This window comes from Streptomyces sp. NPDC047108, assembly GCF_040643575.1.
Classification (GTDB): Bacteria; Actinomycetota; Actinomycetes; order Streptomycetales; family Streptomycetaceae; genus Streptomyces.
The window spans coordinates 22493-42520 of sequence record NZ_JBEYUP010000013.1 but is presented as its reverse complement, the minus strand read 5'-3'; the positions used below and the strand labels follow the sequence as shown (position 1 = coordinate 42520).

At 69.9% G+C, this 20028-nt stretch carries 19 protein-coding genes and 1 pseudogene; 7 read left to right on the top strand and 13 right to left on the bottom strand.

Annotated features, from left to right (window positions below):
• From ABZ822_RS23195 to ABZ822_RS23180, 4 genes are all read right to left on the bottom strand, one after another.
• Positions 1-816, bottom strand: coding sequence for an HAD-IIA family hydrolase (locus ABZ822_RS23195; protein ID WP_360857327.1), 816 nt, complete (start codon positions 814-816; stop codon positions 1-3).
• Positions 813-2219: an iron-containing alcohol dehydrogenase gene (locus ABZ822_RS23190; protein ID WP_360857325.1), complete on the bottom strand. Its 1407-nt coding sequence runs from the start codon at positions 2217-2219 to the stop codon at positions 813-815. Before ABZ822_RS23190 ends, ABZ822_RS23195 begins: the two co-directional genes overlap by 4 nt.
• Positions 2216-3685, bottom strand: a complete 1470-nt coding sequence (locus tag ABZ822_RS23185) for an FGGY family carbohydrate kinase (RefSeq protein WP_360857322.1) — start codon at positions 3683-3685, stop codon at positions 2216-2218. The genes ABZ822_RS23190 and ABZ822_RS23185 overlap by 4 nt, the downstream gene beginning before the upstream one ends.
• 84 nt (positions 3686-3769) lie before the next feature.
• Positions 3770-5263, bottom strand: coding sequence for an APC family permease (locus ABZ822_RS23180; protein WP_360857653.1), 1494 nt, complete (start codon positions 5261-5263; stop codon positions 3770-3772).
• A gap of 498 nt (positions 5264-5761) precedes the next feature.
• On the opposite strand from ABZ822_RS23180, the gene ABZ822_RS23175 reads away from it, so the two are divergent.
• Positions 5762-6517 (top strand): methyltransferase domain-containing protein, encoded by a 756-nt coding sequence (locus tag ABZ822_RS23175; RefSeq protein WP_360857319.1) that lies wholly within the window; start codon positions 5762-5764, stop codon positions 6515-6517.
• A gap of 186 nt (positions 6518-6703) precedes the next feature.
• Here the strand turns inward: ABZ822_RS23175 and ABZ822_RS23170 are convergent, their stop codons facing one another.
• Entirely contained in the window at positions 6704-7357 is a 654-nt protein-coding gene (locus tag ABZ822_RS23170; protein WP_360857317.1) for a hypothetical protein, read from the bottom strand.
• Between the two features lie 16 nt (positions 7358-7373).
• Here ABZ822_RS23170 and ABZ822_RS23165 point away from each other — a divergent pair, with 16 nt between their 5' ends.
• The gene (locus ABZ822_RS23165) at positions 7374-7781 is read left to right on the top strand and encodes a hypothetical protein (protein ID WP_360857314.1); all 408 of its coding nucleotides are present in this window, start codon (positions 7374-7376) and stop codon (positions 7779-7781) included.
• A gap of 352 nt (positions 7782-8133) precedes the next feature.
• Here ABZ822_RS23165 and ABZ822_RS23160 read toward each other — a convergent pair whose 3' ends face one another.
• From ABZ822_RS23160 to ABZ822_RS23150, 3 genes are all read right to left on the bottom strand, one after another.
• Positions 8134-8304 (bottom strand): hydrophobic protein, encoded by a 171-nt coding sequence (locus ABZ822_RS23160; RefSeq protein WP_360857311.1) that lies wholly within the window; start codon positions 8302-8304, stop codon positions 8134-8136.
• Positions 8305-8420: 116 nt separating this feature from the next.
• Entirely contained in the window at positions 8421-9797 is a 1377-nt protein-coding gene (locus ABZ822_RS23155) for an SMI1/KNR4 family protein (RefSeq protein ID WP_360857650.1), read from the bottom strand.
• A gap of 101 nt (positions 9798-9898) precedes the next feature.
• Positions 9899-10288, bottom strand: coding sequence for a VOC family protein (locus ABZ822_RS23150; RefSeq protein WP_360857308.1), 390 nt, complete (start codon positions 10286-10288; stop codon positions 9899-9901).
• A 460-nt stretch (positions 10289-10748) separates the two neighbouring features.
• On the opposite strand from ABZ822_RS23150, the gene ABZ822_RS23145 reads away from it, so the two are divergent.
• Positions 10749-11495 carry a methyltransferase domain-containing protein gene (locus tag ABZ822_RS23145; RefSeq protein WP_360857305.1) on the top strand — a complete coding sequence of 249 codons (747 nt, stop codon included), beginning with the start codon at positions 10749-10751 and terminating at the stop codon, positions 11493-11495.
• A gap of 190 nt (positions 11496-11685) precedes the next feature.
• On the opposite strand, the gene ABZ822_RS23140 is transcribed toward ABZ822_RS23145, so the two are convergent.
• The 5 genes from ABZ822_RS23140 to ABZ822_RS23120 form a co-directional block, all read right to left on the bottom strand.
• Positions 11686-12627, bottom strand: a complete 942-nt coding sequence (locus ABZ822_RS23140; RefSeq protein WP_360857302.1) for an alpha/beta hydrolase — start codon at positions 12625-12627, stop codon at positions 11686-11688.
• A complete protein-coding gene (locus ABZ822_RS23135; RefSeq protein WP_360857299.1) occupies positions 12624-13538 on the bottom strand; it encodes a dienelactone hydrolase family protein in 915 nt (304 codons plus the stop codon). Before ABZ822_RS23135 ends, ABZ822_RS23140 begins: the two co-directional genes overlap by 4 nt.
• Entirely contained in the window at positions 13531-14019 is a 489-nt protein-coding gene (locus ABZ822_RS23130; protein WP_360857295.1) for a hypothetical protein, read from the bottom strand. The genes ABZ822_RS23135 and ABZ822_RS23130 overlap by 8 nt, the downstream gene beginning before the upstream one ends.
• Positions 14020-14192: 173 nt before the next feature.
• On the bottom strand, positions 14193-15038 hold the full coding sequence (locus ABZ822_RS23125; protein WP_360857292.1) for an MBL fold metallo-hydrolase: 846 nt from the start codon (positions 15036-15038) through the stop codon (positions 14193-14195).
• A 315-nt stretch (positions 15039-15353) separates the two neighbouring features.
• A complete protein-coding gene (locus ABZ822_RS23120) occupies positions 15354-16517 on the bottom strand; it encodes a serine hydrolase domain-containing protein (RefSeq protein ID WP_360857289.1) in 1164 nt (387 codons plus the stop codon).
• A 281-nt stretch (positions 16518-16798) separates the two neighbouring features.
• Here ABZ822_RS23120 and ABZ822_RS23115 point away from each other — a divergent pair, with 281 nt between their 5' ends.
• The 4 genes and pseudogenes from ABZ822_RS23115 (at position 16799) to ABZ822_RS23100 (ending at position 19911) form a co-directional block, all read left to right on the top strand.
• Entirely contained in the window at positions 16799-17272 is a 474-nt protein-coding gene (locus ABZ822_RS23115) for a helix-turn-helix domain-containing protein (RefSeq protein ID WP_360857286.1), read from the top strand.
• A gap of 81 nt (positions 17273-17353) precedes the next feature.
• Positions 17354-18427, top strand: a complete 1074-nt coding sequence (locus ABZ822_RS23110) for a Gfo/Idh/MocA family oxidoreductase (protein WP_360857283.1) — start codon at positions 17354-17356, stop codon at positions 18425-18427.
• Between the two features lie 161 nt (positions 18428-18588).
• Positions 18589-19107: pseudogene (locus ABZ822_RS23105) on the top strand (GNAT family protein); the annotation flags it as partial.
• 21 nt (positions 19108-19128) lie between these two features.
• Positions 19129-19911 (top strand): methyltransferase domain-containing protein, encoded by a 783-nt coding sequence (locus ABZ822_RS23100; RefSeq protein WP_360857647.1) that lies wholly within the window; start codon positions 19129-19131, stop codon positions 19909-19911.
• Positions 19912-20028 lie beyond the last annotated feature (117 nt).

Here is a 20028-nt window from a genome sequence, read left to right as displayed (position 1 = left end):
TCATGGGACCCCCGCGAGCGTGGAGACGACGGCATGGGGCCGGATGTCGGAACGGGCCAGATCGGCCGGTGAGGTGGCGCCGGTGAGCACCAGGATTCCCGCCATACCGGCGGCCTTGCCCATGGCGACGTCGGTGTCCAGCCGGTCCCCCACCATCGCGGCCTCGCTCGCCGGCACGCCGAGCCGGTCGAGGACGCTCTTCGCCATGTGCGGGCTCGGCTTGCCGACGATCGTCTTCGCCCGGACCCCGGTGCACGCCTCGATGGCGGCGGTCATGGCGGCGCAGTCCGGGAGACCGCCGTCGGCGGTCGGGCAGTACGGGTCGGCATTGGTCGCGACGATCACGGCACCGGAGCGCACGGCACGGTAGGCGGCGTGCAGTTTCGCGTAGTCGAAGGTCCTGTCGAAGGACACGACGACGATGTCGGCATCCTCCGGCTCGCTCACGACGGTCAACCCGGCCTCGGTGAGGGCGGAGCCGACCAGCGGCTCGGCCACGGTGAGCAGCCGCGCCTGCGGATGGCGTTCCTGGAGGAAGAGGACGAGTGCGTCGAGGGCGGTGACGACGTCGTCGGGGGTCGCCGGGATGTTGAGCCGGGTGAGCTTCTTCGCGTAGTCCTGGGCGCTCTCCAGCGTCTTGTTGGTGACGAACACCACGCGGGCCCCGTCGCGACGCAGTTGGGCTATGGCCTCGTCAGCGCCGGGCAGCAGGGCGTCGTCGAGATAGACGGTGCCGTCGAGGTCCAGGGCGTAGCCGGTGTACCGGCGGCCGGGCGGGCGCAGCAGGGCGCTGCTGAGGCGGGAGCCGTTCATCATCGTCCGGCCCCCAGTCCGTCGAGTTCGTCCAGGACGCACTCGACGAACGCGTCGTCCCACAGCCCGAGGAGTTCGGCGAGGTCGGCCACCGTGACGCGGTCCCGCATTCGGTGCCCGTTGGCCACGGCCCAGGTCACCGTCTCCCGGTCGTAGCCCTTGCCGAGGTCGCTGAAGCGGACCGGCGAGCCGGCGCGGCGCATGGCGTCGACCAGCTCGGCGGGGTCGGCGAGCAGGCGGTCGAGCCGCGACTGCACCTCGGGCCACCGGGTGCGCAGGCGGGTGAGGCGCAACGGGTCGGAGAGCGCGGCGAGTTTGCCCGCGTAGGCCCGCCAGCACTCCCCCGCCGTCGCCTCTCCCAGCGGCGTGAAGGCGGCCATCGTCCGTGCCCGTGCGCGTTCCTCGTCCGGTGGGCACAGCCGGGGCATGGCCCCTTCGCCCACCGCGGCGCGCACCCGGCGCCAGACGGTCGCGGCCACGAGCGTGGCGATGCCGACCTGCTCGCCGTGCCAGGCCGGTTCCCTGCCGTCGGCGGTCAGCCGCATGTCGAGCAGGTGGGAGATGACGTGCTCGGCACCGGATGAGGGCGCCGTGGCGCCCGTGAGTCCCATGGTCATGCCGCTGAGCGTCAGCAGCCGGGACAGATCGGCGAGGTCCTCGGGATTCTGCTCGTCGAGGCGGCCCGCGATCTCCAGCAGCCGCGGCCCGTGCGGGCGCACCAGGTCGACGAGGGCGGGGGCGTACGCGCGCCCGAGCCCGAGGGCGTCGGCGAGCAGCCAGTCGGCGGGTGCGGTGAACATCGACATCAGGTCGCCGACGCCGGCCCGGTTGAGGTCCCGGGGGGCGGCGGCGATCACATCGGTGTCGATGATCAGGGCGTCGGGCCAGCGGCTGGTCGTGGTGCGCTTGGTGCCGGAGATCAGCAGAACGCTCTGGTCGTCGGCGAATCCGTTGACGCTGGCGGCGGTCTGGATGATGGCGTGCGGGAGGTCGTTGCGGTGGGCGACGACCTTCCCGATGTCGGCGAGGGTGCCCGATCCGACGGTGACGAGAGCGGCGGCGCCGAGGGCGCCCTCGGCGGCCCGGTCGAGCGTCGTCGCGTCCGCGTGCAGCCGGCTCGTACCGCCGCCCAGGGTGACGCGGCGCACCGGACGGCTCCGCCCCAGGGTGTCGGTGACGACCTGGCGCACCTCCCCGTACGGGCCCGCGTAGGGCACGTCGTCGGTGAGGACGACGATGTCGCCGGTGCGGCCCGCGGCCAACTCGTCCACGACGGCGGCGGTCCGGTCGAGCGCACGGGGTCCGATGACCAGGTGGCGCAGGCGCAGGGCGGAGACGGGGACGCCTGCGGCGGCGGCCACGTCCTCCAGGCCCGGCAGGCGGCGGAGTTCGCCGGGGGCTGTCACAGGAGGGCTCCTTCCACACCGTCGAACAGGGCGCGGTAGCGGACATAGGACTCGGCGTACACATCGGTGGCGGCGCGGCCCGGCAGGACGGGCTCGGGGGCCAGACGTACGGTTCGGGCGGCCGCGTCGTCGATGTCGCGGAAGATGCCCGAGGCGGTGCCGGCCAGCATCGCGGCGCCGAGCGCCGTACCTTCCTGCGACAGGACCGGGCGCACCGGACGCCCGAGGACGTCGGCCTTGATCCGGCACCACAGGGGGCTGCGCCCGCCTCCGCCGACGATGCGTACCTCGTCCCCGGCGAGCCCGAGCGCGTCGAGCCGGTCCACGATGTCGCGGAGGGCGTAGGCGCAGCCTTCGAGCACCGCGCGGGCGAGGTGGGGGCGGCCGTGGTTCATCGACAGGCCGTTGAAGCAGCCGCGCATGTCGGCGTTCCAGCGCGGGGCGGTCGCTCCGGTCAGGGCGGGCAGGAAGAGCACGCCGTCACTGCCCGGCGGTGCCTCGTCGGCCAGGTCGAAGATGTCCGCCTGGGCGACGTCGAGGACAGAGGTGGCGAGCCACAGGGTGCTGCCGCCGGAGACGAAGCCGGGGTTCTCGACGAGGTACGTGCCCGGGACCGCGTGCCCGTGGGTCTCGACGAGCCGGTCTTCGTCGAGGACCAGTTCGCGGGCGGCGGCGGTGACCGGCTCGGCCGTGCCCGTGACGTCCGCGACGACGCCCGGCGCGATCACCCCGGCGGCCAGTGACGCCGCGTGCTCGTCGCCCGTGCCCACGACGACCCGGCACTCCCGCGGGAGCCCGAGGGCTTCGGCAGCAGTACGGGTGAGCTGCCCGGCGACCTGGGTGGCCGGGGCGACGGCTGGCAGCAGCCCGGGGTCGATGCCTGCCGCCTCGCACAGCCGCGGGTCGTAGTCGCCGGTGCGCAGGTCGTAGAGCAGGGTGGACGAGGCGTTCGCCGGGTCCTGGAGGAAGGTGCCGGTGAGCCAGGCGAGGAGATAGCCGCCCACCGGCAGCAGCCTGCGGGTGAGGCGCCAGACGTCCGGGTCGTGGTCTCGCAGCCACATCATCTTGGGGGCGCTGTGCGAGGCGTCGGCGTTCAGCCCGGTGCGCTCGAACAGCGCCTGCTCGCCGACGGCCTCGGCGAGGGCGTCGGACTGCGCGGTGGCCCGGCGGTCCAGCCAGATGATGGCCTGGCGCAGCGGCAGGCCGTCCGCCCCGACGGGCACGACGCCGTCGACCTGGCTGGCCAGCGCCAGCATGTCGACCGGCACCGGATGCGCGTCGAGCAGTCGGCGGACGACCCGGCACAGTGCCGTCGTCCAGTCGGCGGGGACCTGTTCGGCCCAGCCGCTCTCCTGGTGGTGCATCCGCAGGGGCGCGCTGGCGACGGCGGTGGTGGCGCCGGACTCGTCGACCAGGACGCCCTTGATGCTCTGCGAGCCGACGTCGACACCGATCACATGACCCATCTTCGTCTCCAAAGTCAGCAGACGTCAGATGACTTTACTCGTGGGGAGGGCGTGCGACAAGCGACACCCTCCCCACGAGACCGGTCAGCCGACCGAACCCTGGCCCGATCGGGCCTGGTTCTCCACACGATGGCCTTCCGCGGCCTCGCCGGTCGCCAGCACGGCGCCGGTGACCGCCAGCTTCTCGGGCCGCCTGCGGCCCATCCAGATCGCGGCAGCCGCGACGAACGCAGCCCAGGCCACGATCAGCCACGGCAGCCAGGTGTACGGCGCGGTGGTCTGCTGCTGGATCTGCCCGACGAGCAAGCCCGCCATCAGCGCGATCGCGATCCCCGGGAGCACGGCATGGCGTACCACGCGGAAGCCGCCCTCCTTGCGGAAGAAACGTATCGCCGCGATGTTCGTGAGCACGTAGACCGGCAGAATGCCCAGGGTCAGCAGGAAGCCGAGATAGCCGTAGACGTTGGAGCCGCCCGCGGGGCTCCCCAGGCCACCGGAGAAGGCACCGACGGCGAGCGCGACGACGATCGAGAAGCCGCCCTGGGCGATCACGGCGTAGGTGGGTGTGCGCCGCTTCTCGTCGACGTGGGCGAACAGCTTGGGCAGCATGCCCTCGCGGCCCATGACGTGCAGGATCCGGACGATCCCGGTGTTGGAGTTCACCATGACGGCGAACATCGAGGACACCGCGGCCAGGATCACCAGGAGCTTCATCCAGGGCGCATAGGTCGCGGCCAGTTCGTTCCACGGCGTCGAGTCGCCGGTGAGCTTGTTGGCCTCGTCCACGCCGATGCCCACGACCTCGGCCCAGACGCAGAAGACGTAGATCGCGCCGACGAACAGCACCGACAGGCCGATCGCCCTGGGCACGTTGCGGGCGGGCTTGCGCACCTCTTCGCCCAGCGTGGCCGCGGCTTCGAAGCCGACGAAACTGAGTGCGGCGAAGACGAACCCGGTGACCAGGCCGCCCATACCGTTCGGGGAGGCGGCCGGGGACAGCGGCTCGGCGGTGAGCCCGTCCTTCCCGCCCTGCAGCACGACGATCACGGCCAGCACCACCACGATGAGCACCTCGGCCCCGAACAGCACCAGGGCGGTGCGGAGGGACGACTGGATGCCGGCGAGCGCCAGGACGATCATGAGGACGGCCGGGACGAGGCCGATCACCCACCACGGGATGTTGAGGTGGAACTCGTCGCGCAGGGTGTTCTGCAGGTACGCGCCGATCAGTCCGATCTCGGCCGGCGGGAGCAGCGCGTAGGCGACGAACATCAGGCCGCCCGTCACGAAACCGGAGCGCGGACCGATGCCACGGGTGACGTAGGTGTAGAAGGCGCCCGCGCTCGGCAGCCGGGACGACATCTCCATGATCCCGGCCGCGGTGATCAGGATCGCCACCAGGCACAGGGCGTACACCAGCGGGGTCGCGGCGCCCGAGAACGGGGTCGAGAACTGCGGATTGAAGAACGTGGACACGGCAGGGCCCATGATCGCCGCGGACATGATCACGGCACTGCCGAGTCCGACAGCATCGCGGCGCAGGCCTGGCGGCTTCTGCGGCGCTTCTGGTCGGGACATCTCACTCACGGACGATCCTCCCTGGGGACGGGCCGCTCCGATTGCTCCACGAACTTCTGCAGGTCAACATGAGCAGCGTCATGGCCGGGGAGCATGTCGTCAGACGTCTGCTGTGTCAAGGGTTCTGTCATGCGATGACGGCCGGACCGGCCGGACCGCTGGGCCGCCGGGTGCACTCGTACGGGCTCCGGGCCTGCCGGGCGGGGCGCTTCCTGCGGGGGCACCCTGCGCGGGGGCACCTCCGACAACCCTCCGGCGAGTGGACGTCCGTTCGTCGAATTGTTAGGTTTGCCGACGTTCATTCCTGTGGGCTCGTGCCCCACCACGCGAAAAGGCGATGCCATGGCTACCCCCCGGCAACACCGGGGCGGACAGCAGTGTCAGCTGCTCAGCGGCTGACCGTTTCTTGAAGTACCTGCTGTGCTGTACCCCGGTGCGCGAAAAGATCTTTGACGTTGCGACGTCTCCGTCGCATCAACGCACCTGGAGTACCCCTCAGTGTCGAAAGACTCACGGTCCGCGTGGTACGCGGACTTCTTCACCGAACTGCCCAATGCCTTCTGGCGGGCGGTCGTTCCCTCCGAACTGACGGCCGCAGAGGTCGACTTCGTCATCCGGGTCGGCGGTCTGCCGCCGGCGGCGCATGTACTGGACGCTCCTTGCGGCAGCGGCCGGCACAGCCTTGAGCTGGCACGTCGCGGGTTCCGCGTCACGGGCGTGGACGTATCGGCGGAAGCGCTCGCCTTTGCGGAGCGGGCGGCCGCCGACGAGCGGCTGCCGGTGACCCTGATCGAGGCCGACATGAAGACACCGCCGGCCCATCTGCGGGCGGACGCCGCCATCTGCATGGGCAACAGCTTCGGCTACCTCGAGCATGAGGACACCAGCAGAATGCTGGCCGGCCTGCATGAGGCCGTCCAGCCGGGTGGCTGTCTGGTCATCGACTACGGTGCGGCGGCCGAAGCCCTGCTTCCGCACCTGAAGGAGGAACTGCCCATGTCGGCCGACGGGATCGAGGTCGAAGCGACCAACGTCTACGACGCCCCGGCCGGGCGCCTGTCGACCTCGTTCACCTTCCGGCGTGGAGGGCAGGAACACCGTGGCACTTCTGTGCAGCACGTCTACACCGCTGCCGAAGTGGCCCGGCTGACCTCGGGAGCCGGCTTCACCGACATCCGCATGTACGCGGATACGGACGGCACCGCGTTCACCCTCGGCAGCCCTCGACTGCTGCTGGTGGCCCACCGCGCCTGACAGCCGGGCGGGTCACAGCCGCTTCGAGCCGGCTGTGGCCCGCCGCCACCGATTCCCCCGTGTTCCGCATCCCAGGACCATCTCGGGTTGCCCACAGGGTCGTTGACGGCGGAGGGAGAGGTGTGCCCCGGAGGCGGAGCGAACCGGATTCCGGGGCCCCAGGGCACGGGAGGGCGTGACGGAAGCTCAGGCCCTGAACTCGCCGAGGGTCACCTCGTCCGCATCGCAGACACTGAACATGCGCCCCTCGCCGCTCTCATCCGCCACATCGACCGTACGGTCCTCATCCTCGGGAAGGCCGATCTGGACCTGATCCGCCTGGAAGCACTTCATGTCGTCGCCGTCGTCATGCAGGTAGTCGGGGTAGTCGACCGTGGCCGACACGCTCATGTTCGGCCCCACCTCGATCGGCCCATCAGTGAGGTCCTCGTTGTCGACCATCACGTAGTCCTCGGCGGAGAGCATGATGCCGCCGTTGAGGAGACACGTCTCATCAGTGATGTTTTCGATCGTCACGAAGGCCTCCGCGTATTCCGTATCGGACCCTTCCTTGCCGAGGTTGAAGGTCGCTTCGGTGATGTCGTTGGTGCAAGGCGGCGCCTCCCCCGCGCCGTCGGCGTCGTCGCCGCCACTGCCGGAGCCGCCACCGGTGCCGCCGTTTCCGGAGTCACCCTTGCCGGCCTCCCCCTTGCCGGAGTCGCCCTTGCCGGCGTCGGACCCGCCGCCGTCGCCCTTGCCTTCGCTGCCCTTGGAAGTGGCAGCCTCGGAGGAGGCGGGCTTGTCGCCGCCGGCGTTGTCGCCCTTGTTCCCCTCGCAAGCGGTCAGCCCCAGGCTTGCCACCAGGAGAACGCTCGCAGTGGCGGATATCGCTCGAATTCGCATCAGTGTCTCCGTCCGGATTCTTGTCTCGGCCGCCCCCCGAAAGGGCCATGGCCACGTCACGCAGACAGGAGACTTCGCGGCGGGTCGCAGGTTCTGCCGCAGGGAAGTGACGCACGTCACGGCCGAGAAGGCGCGCGCGAGCCGTCACTCCGTCTTCACAACCGCGACCGGAGGCATGCAGTCACACGTGGAGGAGCGCCTGCGCGCGGCGCGGCGCACCGTTCCACCAGGGCGATTTCACCGTTCCCACTCCGGAGAACGGACGGGCGGGCCACAGCCCGCCATGCTGAACATCGAAGAGATCAGTCATCAGACGTCTGATATTGGCTTCATCAATTCTTCACGTGCCGCGGAGGGGGCGCTTCATCGAACCTCCACCTGATGCCGACCGATCGGGCACAACGAGCGCGAACCCCAGGCCCACACGCATCAGGCACACCGGGCCCTTCGAGAGACGTGAGGACGCCCCGCTCGGGGTCTCGCCGAGAGGGGGCTTCGCAAGGCCGCCCGCCGCGCGGCCGCTCGCGCTCCCGCAGAGTGGGAGCCTTCAGCTCTCTCGCATCGCCGGGACGCCACCATAGCCGGGATTCACCCGCACCTTGCCCTGCACATGCATTCCCTGTCGACCCGGTTCTCGCATTCCCTGGCGGCACGGGAATGGCAGCCATTCCTGAATACACGAAGCGGCCCCAGAAATGGATTCTGGGGCCGCCCACGTGAACATTCGATGTGGCCTACCAGCGGTACCAACGACCCCTGCTGCCACCGGCCCCGGTGGTGCGGACCACGAAGCCGAGAAGCCAGAACACCAGCACAATGACGGCTATCCACCACAGGGCCTTGAGAGCGAAGCCGGCGCCGAACAGAAGCAGTGCGAGAAGAAGAACGAGAAGCAGGGGAACCATTGTTATCAACCTCCGAGCAGTCGTGTGCCCGGACGGATTCCAACCATGCCCGAAAGCTTGCGAGTTTAGATATCCCTCCTGAGGGAATTCGCCTGGTCCGCGCAGGAACGCTGCCCTCAGAGGCGGCCCTCGAAGACGGTGTGCGTGATCGCAGGGCGGTCCCAGAGGGCGAGGAGTTCGTTGGCGAGGGTGACGATCGCGAGGGGGTGCGGGTGCGGGTGCGGGAGGCCCGTCACGTTGATGGCGGCTGCCGACAGAGTGCGGGGCACGGCGTCGGCCGCGAGCAGGACACGCCACTCGTCCGGGCCGAGCTCCAGGAACTCCAGCCGGGCCAGTTCGGCAACCTCCATCGGGTCGGCGAGCGTACCGGGCCAGGCGGAGAGGGTCCGCAGGCGGGGCAGCCCTGTGACCGGCCCGAGACTGAACGGCTCGCCGTCCCACCTGCCGATGCTCAAGACCTCCAGCCCCGCGTGGGCGGCAGCCTGAACACTCGTCAGGTTCCGGGCGTTGACCCACGCCACGGCCGGCGGCCGGCCGTCCGGAACGGCAGAGCGCCCCTCCGCAGCCCGCCCCTCCCCTTCCTCGCCCTCGGAGTCGTTCACCACCTGGGCGGTGAGGGAGTCGGCGAGCAGATGGGCTCCGGTGTTCTCCTCATGACAGAGGATGATGACCTGTCCGAGGTGCCCGGCGGGGCCGGGTGTCAGGTCGACCGCGATCCGGTCGCCGCCACCGTTGTCACCGCAGACGATCCAGCCCGGCGAGCCGACCAGCCCCTGCACAGCCGCGTCAGGAGGAGTGACGACCGCGTCCATGGCTGCGGAGTCCCACGGGCACGAACGGGAGGGCGCGTCGGCGATGTACATGTCCTCCAGGGAGAACGGTTCAAACCCGACCGCCTCGTAAAGACCCTCCGCTGCTTGTTCGTTGTCGTCCCAGTCTTCCCAACGCGCACGGGTCACCCGGTAGAACGCCTTGAGCTCGTCCGGCAACGCCACGCCCAGGCGCCTCTCCGCAGCGGCGATCTCCGCCTCGGTGGCGGCGACGGCATCGGGGAGCCGCTCGCGGAGGGTCCGCTCCAGCAGCGCCGGATCGGCAGTCGGGGACGGCTTCGCGTCGGGCATCGGATCGGGCAAGCGGCGCCAGGGCTCGGGTACGGCGTCCTCGACGAGGACGAGTGCACCCGGGTAGGCACCGATCCCCTCCTCCGCGGCGGGACCGAAGCCGAACAGCTGAACCGTCGTCTTGCCGCTGGGCGCGATCTCGGCCACGAACGCGATGGTCTCGAGACCGCCGTCCATGAGCGCGCTGTGTACGCGCTCCACCGCGTCGATCTCATCGTGCATGTCATGGCCTCGGCTCAGAGGCAGGCTCCACGACTCCAGGCTGATGCGTCCCGCCACGTATCCGCCTGGCTCTTCCAGGCGTTCCTTGTTGGAGTCCCGCAGGAGCCGCAGCACGGGCTCCCAGGTCGCGAAGTCCCGTAGTGAGGGCAAGGTGGCCTCCGAGTGAGGGAGTATCAGGACGTCGCACAGCAGACGAAGTGGCCCCATCTGGCTGTGGCTTCGGAAAGGAACGGCGTGCTCCCGGAGCCGGACTATCGCCCTGGTCCGTCACCGGCCTCGGGCGGTGCGTCGGGCAGGGCGATATGAGGGTTCTCGATCAGGCCGATGACGGACCCTGACGACTCGACGACGGAGGCGGCGCGAATGGAGCCACCGACTTCCTGGACCGCGTCGCGAACCGCCGCCCCGGCAGCGGTGAGTTTCTCCAGGGCGTGGTCGACGTCGGAGACACCCCAGTACGTCAGCGGCCCCTCCGAGGGACTGGCGTGGGGATCGAGCGCCAGCTCGTATCCCCCGACGTCGAAGCCGACGTAGAACGGCTCGTCGAAATATGGCTCGATGCCGAGTACGGAGGTCCACCACTGCTTGTCCGCCTCCAGGTTCGGAGCGGGATACATGACGGTCCGGAGACCAAGAAACATGGCGGGCGGCCCTTCGACTCGACACGGATGTGCACGGCGCGATGTGACGCACCCCGGCGGAGCAGACGTGCCCCGTTGACATGGAGAAGTGCGCCCTATGGGGCGTGGCTTTCCCCGGGCGGCGTATGGAGGCGCCGGCCGGCATCCCCCGTCAGCATCATCAAGACCATTCACCGCTGCTCACCGCGTGGTGAAGAGCAGCGGTTACTCAGCCGACCCTGGCCCTGTGCGCAGACTCATCGGCCCCGCACCCGGGACCGGCGGGCCGTCGGGCGGACGCGAGTTGCCGGCGAGCCGGTCCCGGCCGTCGACCTGGACTCGACACGCGGCCAGAGGCCATGGCGGCCCGGCGCTCCCAGCGCGGCAGGCGTCGAGCACGACATGCCGGACGAGGGGCTGTCCCGTAGTTGAGTAGTTCTCACCGTGCGGGACGCACGATGCCCCTCACATACTGTCCTTCGTGACGAGATACGACACGATCGGTGCCACCTACGGCAGCACCCGGCGCCCGGATCCCCGCGTTGCCCGGCACATCCACGCGGCGCTCGGAGACGCCGCCACGGTGATCAACGTAGGGGCCGGGACCGGCTCGTACGAGCCGCCGCAGACCGTGCTCGCCGTCGAGCCCAGCTCGGTGATGATCGCCCAGCGCCCGGCCGACGCCGCGCCGGCCCTGCAGGCACCCGCGGAGTCCATCCCGGTCGCGGACGATGCGGCCGACGCGGTGATGGCCCTGCTGACCGTGCACCACTGGACCGATCTCGAGGCCGGCATCGAAGAACTGCGCCGGATCGCGCGCCGACGCGTCGTCATCTTCACCTGGGACCCCGACATCAGCCGCGGGTTCTGGCTCCTGGACGAGTACCTGCCCGAGGCAGCCGCGTTCGACGACACCCGCGCCGTCGGCATCGACCGCCTCGTGACACTGCTGGGAGGCGCGAGCATCAGCATCGAGCCGGTCCCGATCCCGCATGACTGCGTGGACGGGTTCGGCGCCGCATACTGGCGCCGCCCCGAGGCGTATCTCGATCCGGTGGTGCGGGCCGGCATGTCGCATCTCGCCCAGACCGGCGAGGACGTCCTCCAGCCCGGACTCGCGAGACTCTCTGACGACCTGTCATCCGGCGACTGGCACCGAAAGCATGCCGACCTGCTCGACCGGGAAAATCTCGACGCCGGATACCGGCTTCTCATCGCCGACCTGTAAGGGCAGGGGCACCCGGGCCCCGAGCATCGCGGGGAGAACCCGCCCTGCCCGAGCGTGCCGGTGATCGCGATCGCTGTCACCGGCCGTGGGGGGTGGCTCGGGCAGAGCGGGTGGCCTCAGGCGTGCGCAGAGCGGACGGATCGAACCCGCGAGGGGACGAACGCGCCTGCCGGGGGCACGGTGCCCCACGTTAGTTACCCGCAAGTACCCCCGGACTCACAGAAATTTCTAGTTGCCGGACCGCTTCCCCCTTCCGAGGTCGTACGCCTGCCTCGGCAGGTGAACCGGGGCAGCTGAGCTCGTCGAGCCCGGCGAGGAACTCCTCTAGCAGTACCGCGACTTCAGCTGGCGCCTCACGAGGAGTGAGGTGTCCGACGTGCGGCAGCACCTCGATGCGGGCGCCGACGATGCGGTGGGCCAACTCCTCCGCATGGGGGTCAGGGGACAGCGCCCGGTCCTCGGCACCGGCGATGACCAGGGTGGGTGCGGTGATCCGGTCCAACGCGTCCGCAACGCCGCTTCGGTCGCTCAGCACCGACCGCGCCGCGCGGGCCAGTCCGGCGGTGTCGAGGCCGTTGACGTTCTCGATGAAACGCCGGACGAACTCGGGGTCGCGGTGGCGCGAGTGGTCGCTGAGCATGCCGGACGCCACCGGCCGTCCAGGACCGCCCGGGACCCCGAGCCGGATGAGGAAGGCATGGAGACGGGCCGTCAACCGTTCACGCAGGCCCGCGCTGCGGGCTGTGGTGTTGGACAGGACCAGCCCGGTCACACGATGCGGCGCCATCAGTGCCACCCGCAGCGCGACCATGCCGCCCCAGGACAGTCCGAGGAGGGCCGCCCGCTCCGCGGCCGCGGCGTCGAGCACCCGCAGGGCCGCCTCGCCGCACTCCTCCACGGTGAACAGCCGCGTCGCCGGTGCACTGCCGCCGGTGCCGGGAGGATCGACCAACAGGGTGCGGAGGCCGAGCTCGTGGAGGCCGCTGAGGTGCCCGCCCCAACTCGTCTCGCCATCGCTGAACAGGCTCGGCCACAGCAGCACCACGGGACCGTCGGCGGGTCCGGCGTCCTGCACGTGGAGCGGGCCCAGCACGGTCGGCACGTCGAGGGTACGGACGCGAGGTGGCGTCACAGGTGACGCTCCCACCAGGCGAGGGCGGCGCGGCTGCCTGGCTCGTAGCCGTCGAAGTAGATCCCGTAATGCGTGATGCCGGGGATGACCTGGTAGTCGACGACGTTGCCGGGAACGGACGCAAGGACCTCTGCCGCGCGCCCTCCGTTGTCGGCGATGGGGAACAGCTCGTCGTCGCCGGCATCGATGATGAGGGTGGGCATGCGCAGACGGTCGACCTGGGCCATGGGGTCGAAGTGCGCCAGCTCGGCCAGGTGCGGCGTCCCCTCCATGTCCGGCCACGGATCGACGTCCTGGGGGAACGCGTCGAAGTCGCCGCGGGCGGTGTCGATCGCGCGTTTGCGGGCCAGTTGCGCCATGGGGCCACTCAACGGGGCGATGGCGGGCACCTGCACGCTCAAGGCCTTGACCCGGTCGTCGTGAGCGGCCACGTACACGGCAACGCCGCCGCCGAGGCTGGTGCCCCAGACCCCGATCCGGGCGGGGTCGACGTTCGGCTCGCCCACGATGTAGTCCAGAGCGGCTCTCAGGTTCGCCGCCCAGGCGAACGGGGCCACGAGCTCCCGGATGATCCGGACCCGGGTCAGCGCCTCGTTGCCGTCCTCGACGCCGGGTACGTCGCGTACGTCGCCGACCGGTTGCAGCGGAGAGCCCGAACCGAACCAGCTGCTCTGGGTGAAGGTGAGGGCGATCATGCCCGCTGAGGCGAACAGCGCCGCATAGCGCTCGGCGGTGAGTTTGCTGCCGCCCCATCCGTGGCCCATCACGATGGCGGGCAAGGCGGCGTCGGGGGCGACGGTGGACGGCCGGTACACGTCCGCGTCAAGCGCGATGCCGCCGCTCCATACCGTGACGCGTTCCCGGCCGACTCCCTCGGGCATGACCAGGGGCGGATAGACCTTCTCAGCCATGGCTCGCCTCCTGCGAGGCCGAGGCACCGGGCCATACGTCGGCGAGGCTGTGCTGATCCGTCTCCGCGGAGTGGATGCCGACCACGCGCCAGCCCTGGCCGGATCGGGCCACGCTGAAGTGCACCGCCCAGCGCTGGATCTCGCTCTCGTCGACGCGGCGCCGTGACCAGATCACCTCGACCGCGGCACCGACGGTGTTGTAGACGAGGACGCGCTGGTCGGGCACGACGGTGTGGTGGTAGCCCGCCTCGCGCAGCGGCGCGTGGTTGAGGTCCAGGAAGCGGAGCACGCTCGCGTCGTCGAGGCACCAGAACGACTGCTCCTGCGCCGTGACGTGCAAGGGAGTTCCCCAGTAGTCATGGATGAACTCGGGGCCCTCCGAGGACTCTCCCGAGGCCACGGCGACCCAGTGCGGCAGATAGCTCTCGAAGAACCACTCCGTCACCTGGGTGTGCGTGGCTACGAGTTGATCGTGGGACATGCCATGGACTCCTTGTGCAGAAGGGTGTTCTCGGTGACGTGGATGTGCGCCCGGGACGGGAGGCAGCGGCCGCCCCCGCTGCCGCTTCCGGGATCGGCCAGGGCGGCAGGCGCGGGCGCGCGTCGCGCAGTGAGGTCTTGCGGGCGGGCCGGGAACGTACGCTCAAGGCAGCGTCATCGGCCCACGAGAGCGACCGCCCCGTACCAGAGCGGGCCCCTGTTGAGGTGGTCGGGATACAGGCCGAGCATCGCGTCGTAGTACTCGGTGGGGCTCGCGCTCGTCTTGAGCAGACGGGCGGCGTCGAGGAGGTACTGGCGCGTCCGGCCCAGGATGGCGGGGTCGTCGGGCAGGTCGCGGTTCTTGTGCCCCGCGACGACGGCGCGGGGGTTCAGGGCCTCGATGGTGTCGAGCGCCTTGAGCCATTCCTCGAGGCCGCCGTTCGCGCTCTCGAGGAGCATCTGATGCACGCCGTTGTAGGCGGCGTCGCCGGCCACCACGAGGCCGATCGACGGCACGTGAAGGACCGTCGTCTCGTCGGTGTCGGTGTGTCCCACCTCGACAGAGCGGACGAGGTTGCCTTCGAGCAGGAACCCGTCGGCCGGCACCGGCTCCGCCAGCACCGATGTCTCGGGGATCTGGCCGGGGAAGAAGGCCTCCCACTGCTCGCGTCCCTTGACGGCCTGGTGCATGACCTCGATCGTGCCGCGGCTCGCGTGGACCTGGACGCCGGGGAAGCGCTTGACCAGTTCGCAGGTGCCGAACCAGTGGTCGCCGTGGCCGTGTGTGACGTAGATGCAGGCGAGTCGCTTGCCGGATCGCTCGATCCAGTCCCCCACCTCCTGGACCTGCTCGTACGTGAACGGCGGGTCGACGAGCAGGGCGTCGTGCTCACCGTGGATCAGGGTGCAGGACAGCGGTGACGAGACGAACGGGTCGCCGTTGGGCATGCGCTGTTCGGAGACCCGGGTCACTCCGTCCAGGACGAGGACTTCGTAGGACAGGTCGGTCTGGTCCGCCATGGCGGAACCTCCTCAAGGATGTGCAAGGTGCACGGATGGAAAGGGCGGGACGAGGGCTGCCGCAGGGGTTGGGGCAGCGCGGGAGGGTCGCCCAAGGAGCCTTCATCGGGCCCCGTTGGGAGGTACGCGGCCCGGCCGGCGACGGGGTCAGCGGAAGCGTCACCGATCCCGGATGAGCGTGTGACGACTCGTGGCAGTCGCGGCAACTCACCGTTACCGTCCGGGATTTCGGGCCGACGGCCGACGAGCCGTCACTTCCGCGACTCCGGCCCAGGCGGCACGCTGCTCTGCGCGCCGGTCCGGCGTCGCCCTACTTCAGCCGGTGGCGGCGGATTCGTCGAGCGAGGCGTACGCCGCGCTCAGGTAGGCCTCGGCACGGTCGGAACCGATGATCTCGGGGGCCATCTTGTTCATCATGTAGCTGATGGTCATGTGGCGGTCGAGGTCGGCCACGATCAACGACCCGCCCCAGCCACCCCAGTAGCAGGCCTTGCCCTGGGGGACGTAGGGGACGGTCTCCGTCTCGGGCAGCGCGAAGCCGACACCGAAGCGCAGCGGGACATCGAGCACCAGGTCCACGCCGTGGCTCTGCTGGTCGAAGATCACGTCGATCGTCTCCGGAGAGAGGAGACGCACGCCGTCCGCGGTGCCGCCGAGTGCCAGCACGCGCAGCAGCCGCGCAACGGATCGCGCGTTGCCGTGGCCGTTGAGCGCGCCAAGCTCCGCCGCACGCCAGGCCGCGGTGTTGGCGTTGCTCGCGTCGTTCAGCGGACCGACGAACGTCTTGTACATCGGGCCGCCGGGGTCGAGCGCGGCCAGGTCGATCGGCAGCGGCGGCGGCGCGATCACCGGCGCGATCCGGTCGGTGTCGGCCTCGGCGGCGCCTATCCGGAAGTCGGCCTGGAGCGGGCCCGCCAGCTCCTTCGCCACGAACTCCGTCAGCGACCGGCCAGTGACCCGCCGCACCAACTCGCCCACGAGGTGGCCCTGGTTCTGCGCGTGGTAGCCCGAGGCGGTGCCCGGCTCCCACCACGGCGCCTGTTCGGCCAGTGCCGCCGTCGCGGCCTCCACGTCGTACATCTGCTCCGCGGTGAACGGCGCCTCCCAGCCGGACACGCCGGACGTGTGCGAGAGCAGGTGCCGGACCTCGATCGCTTCCTTGCCGTTGGCCGCGAACTCCGGCCAGTACCGCGCGACCGGTGCGTACGGGTCCAGCAGCCCGCGGTCGACCATCACGAGCGCGGCGAGCGCGGTCACGGTCTTGGTCGTGGACCACACGTTGACGATCGTGTCGCTGCTCCATGGCACCTGCCGCTCGGCGTCGCGCCAGCCGCCCCAGAGGTCGACGACGGTCTCCCCGTCGATGTCGACGACGACGGACGCGCCGAGTTCCTCGCCGCGCTCGAGCCGCTCGGTCAGGGCGTCGCGCACAGGTGCGAAGCGGGCGTCGCAGTGCCCCGCGATCTCAGCCGTGATCATGATGTCTCCTCCTGTGGGATTGATGTTCCGGCCGCGAGCGAACGCCTGCGTGGCGCCCGTGGGTGAGTGAGCGCCTGACCGCACCGTGCGCCACTGGGCGTCCTCTTCGCCGGGAGACCATCTAACTTGGATTTCCAAAGCCATCCACGGGAACGACGCTGGCACGATGACTTCGGAAAGTCAAGTCAGCTGCTTTCGGGGCTCAAGCCTTGAGCGCCGACGAACAGAGCCCCGCGGCCATACCTGACTGGGATAATCAGAGCCAGTGATAGACTCGGGCCATGGCGGAGCGAAACTCACTCGAAGCTGGAGGAGCCTGCTCGATCGCGCGCAGCCTCACCGTTCTGGGCCGGCGATGGACCCTCCTGGTGGTGCGCGAAGCGCTCAGAGGCAGCACGAAGTTCGGGGAATTCCAGGACGCTCTGGGGATCTCGACCGACGTGCTCGCGCAACGCCTCGAGAGCCTGGTCGACGCGGGCGTGCTGGAGAAGCGGCCCTATCGGGACAAGGGAGCTCGCGAGCGCCAGGCGTACCACGTGACGGAGGCGGGACTGGAGCTCGTCCCCGTGCTCGCGGCGCTGATGAGCTGGGGCGACAAGCACCTCGCAGGCGACGAAGGTCCCCCGGCGTTCATGCGCCACCGGCAGACGAACCAACCTGTCCGGGTGGCGATCATCGACGCGGACGACCGCCCCGTCGCGCCCGAGGATGTCGTGACGGTTGCGGGACCCGGCTCGTCCTTCATCGACCCGTGACGAGGGCACGCCTCCCCACTCCGGTGGACATGCTCAAGGCCGTAGCGATGACATGACGTACCCCTCCCGGAGGTCGGTCCCGTGGCGAGTCTTCTCCCGTCCGGTCATGAGGATTTCGGCGAAGCCGGCCGCCCGTCCCTGCCTCCCCCGCGCACGCCGGATCCCCTTCAGGCCCCTGCGCTGAACTGGGGTGTGGTCGGCCCCGGGGGCATCGCGGCGGCATTCACCGATGCCGTGCACACACATACGACGCAGCGCGTGGTCGCGGTGTCCTCACGGAGTACGGATCGAGCCCGCGCGTTCGCCTCACGGTTCGACGTACCGGCGGCGTACGGCGGCCACGACGCACTGCTGGAGGACGAGCGCGTCCAGGTCGTCTATGTCGCCTCACCGCACTCGGAGCATTTCCCGCACGCCCTCGCCGCCATCGAGGCAGGCAAAGCTGTGCTGCTGGAGAAGGCCTTCACCCGGAACGGCCACGAAGCGGAGCGACTCGTCGCCGCGGCGCAGCAGCGAGGCGTCTTCCTCATGGAGGCCATGTGGACGCGTTTCCTGCCGCACATCGATGTGGTGCGGCAGGTTCTCCACTCCGAAATCCTGGGCGAGGTACGGACCCTCATTGCCGATCACGGCCAATTCATGCCCGAGGACGCCACGCATCGTCTCTACGCCCCGGAACTCGCCGGAGGTGCGCTACTCGATCTCGGGGTGTACCCGGTGTCGTTCGCGTCCATGGTCCTCGGGCCCTTCGCGACCGTGACCGCGGTCGGCAGCAAGGCGTTCACCGGTGTGGACGGGCAGACATCCGTCGTCGTCACCACCGACCGGGGGGCGCACGGCTTGCTCAGCACAACGCTCCATGCGCGAACACCGACCACGGCGACGATCTCGGGCACGCTCGCCCGCCTGGAACTCGACAGCCCCTTCTACGCGCCGAGTTCGGTCCGCCTGATCGGCCGAAGCAACGAACTGCTCGACATCCACACTCCGTCCCTGCTCGACGGAGGACTGTGCTTCGAGGCCGCCGAAGTGGCGCGATGCGTCGCGGCGGGACTCACCGAGTCCGAGCTGATGCCGCTCGGGGAGACGGTGCAGATCATGCGCGCGCTGGACGACATCCGACGCGGTGTGGGTGCCCGCTTCCCGGGAGAGTGACCACTCCCCTGGTGCCGAGGCCTGGTCGACCCCGGCCGGACCGGAGCGCTTCCGGCTTTCGTCGGCGTCCCCGGCACCCTCATCTGCCACCGTCGCTGCACCACCTGTGAGCACCGCATATTCGTTTGCCGCCGGTCAGCCTGGCTGTGTAGGAAGCTTGCATGCTGAGGGGCAACAAGGTCGGGCTCAGGGCCCGGCACGACGACGACATCCCGATCCTGCAGACCGAGCTCTACGACGACGTGGTCAACTCCTCTCGGGCCGAAAGCCGGCCGTGGCGACCGATCACGCCCGGCTCGAAGGAACTCGTGGTGGACGACAAGGAGCAAGGGCTCGTCCCGTTCTCCGTGGTGGAGCTGGACGGCGGCACGCTGGTCGGCACCGCGACGCTGTGGGGGATCGACAACCACAACCGGTCCGCGCACATCGGCCTCGGACTCCTGCCGGCCTGTCGCGGCAAGGGCTACGGCACGGATGTGGTCGCGGTGCTGTGTCACTACGGTTTCGTCGTGCGCGGCCTGCAGCGGCTGCAGATCGAGACGCTGTCGGACAACACCGCGATGCTGCGCTCCGCCGAGCGCAACGGCTTCGTCCGCGAGGGCGTGCTGCGCTCCTCGGCCTGGGTGATGGGCGAATTCCTGGACGAGGTTCTGCTCGGGCTCCTCGTCCAGGACTGGGAGCGGGACCGCTGGCCTGCGACGATGGAACACTCGACCGACGTGCCCGAGAGTCCTCCCCCGCCTGCGGATCCGACCCGGGCGAACGACTACGACAGCTTCGCCGAGGCGTACTCGGCGGACACCGAGAACAACCTCCTGAACGCGTACCACGAGCGGCCCGCGATGGTGGCCCTCGCCGGAGACGTGGCCGGCCGCCGGATCCTGGACGCCGGCTGCGGATCGGGCCCCCTGTCCGCAGCACTGCGCGACCGCGGCGCCGTGGTCACCGGCATCGACGCCAGCGCCGGGATGCTGGCCCTGGCCAGGCAGCGGCTGGGCGGCGACGCGGTCCTGCACGTGGTCGACATCGGCGACCCTCTGCCGTTCGCCGACGGTGCGTTCGACGACGTGGTCGCGTCGCTGGTCCTGCACTACCTGGAGGACTGGGGGCCGACGCTGGCCGAGATACGGCGCGTGCTCAAGCCCGGCGGCCGGCTGATCGCGTCGGTGGAGCACCCATTTGTCAGCTACGCGATCCAGGATCCCCGGCCCGACTACTTCGCGACCACCAGCTATAGCTTCGACTGGACGTTCAACGGGCAGTCCTTCCCGATGACGTTCTGGCGCAAGCCGTTGCACACGATGACCGATGCCTTCACCGCCGCAGGCTTCCGCCTGTCCGTCATCAGCGAGCCGCAGCCCGACCCGGCAGCCCGTGAGCTGTTTCCCGGCCGCTTCGACGACCTTTCGAGGAAGATCAGCTTCCTGTTCTTCGTCGTCGAGGTGGAGCGGTCGGACACGGGCTCGGACAACGAGGGCCCGTAGGACGGTCGATATGGAACAGGGCAATCCGCTGCAGCCAGTTGTCCGGGTCGCGGTAGAGATCCGCGAGCGCCTCGATGTGCTCCGGTCGTACGTCGCGGCGCGCGCCATCTCGTTGTC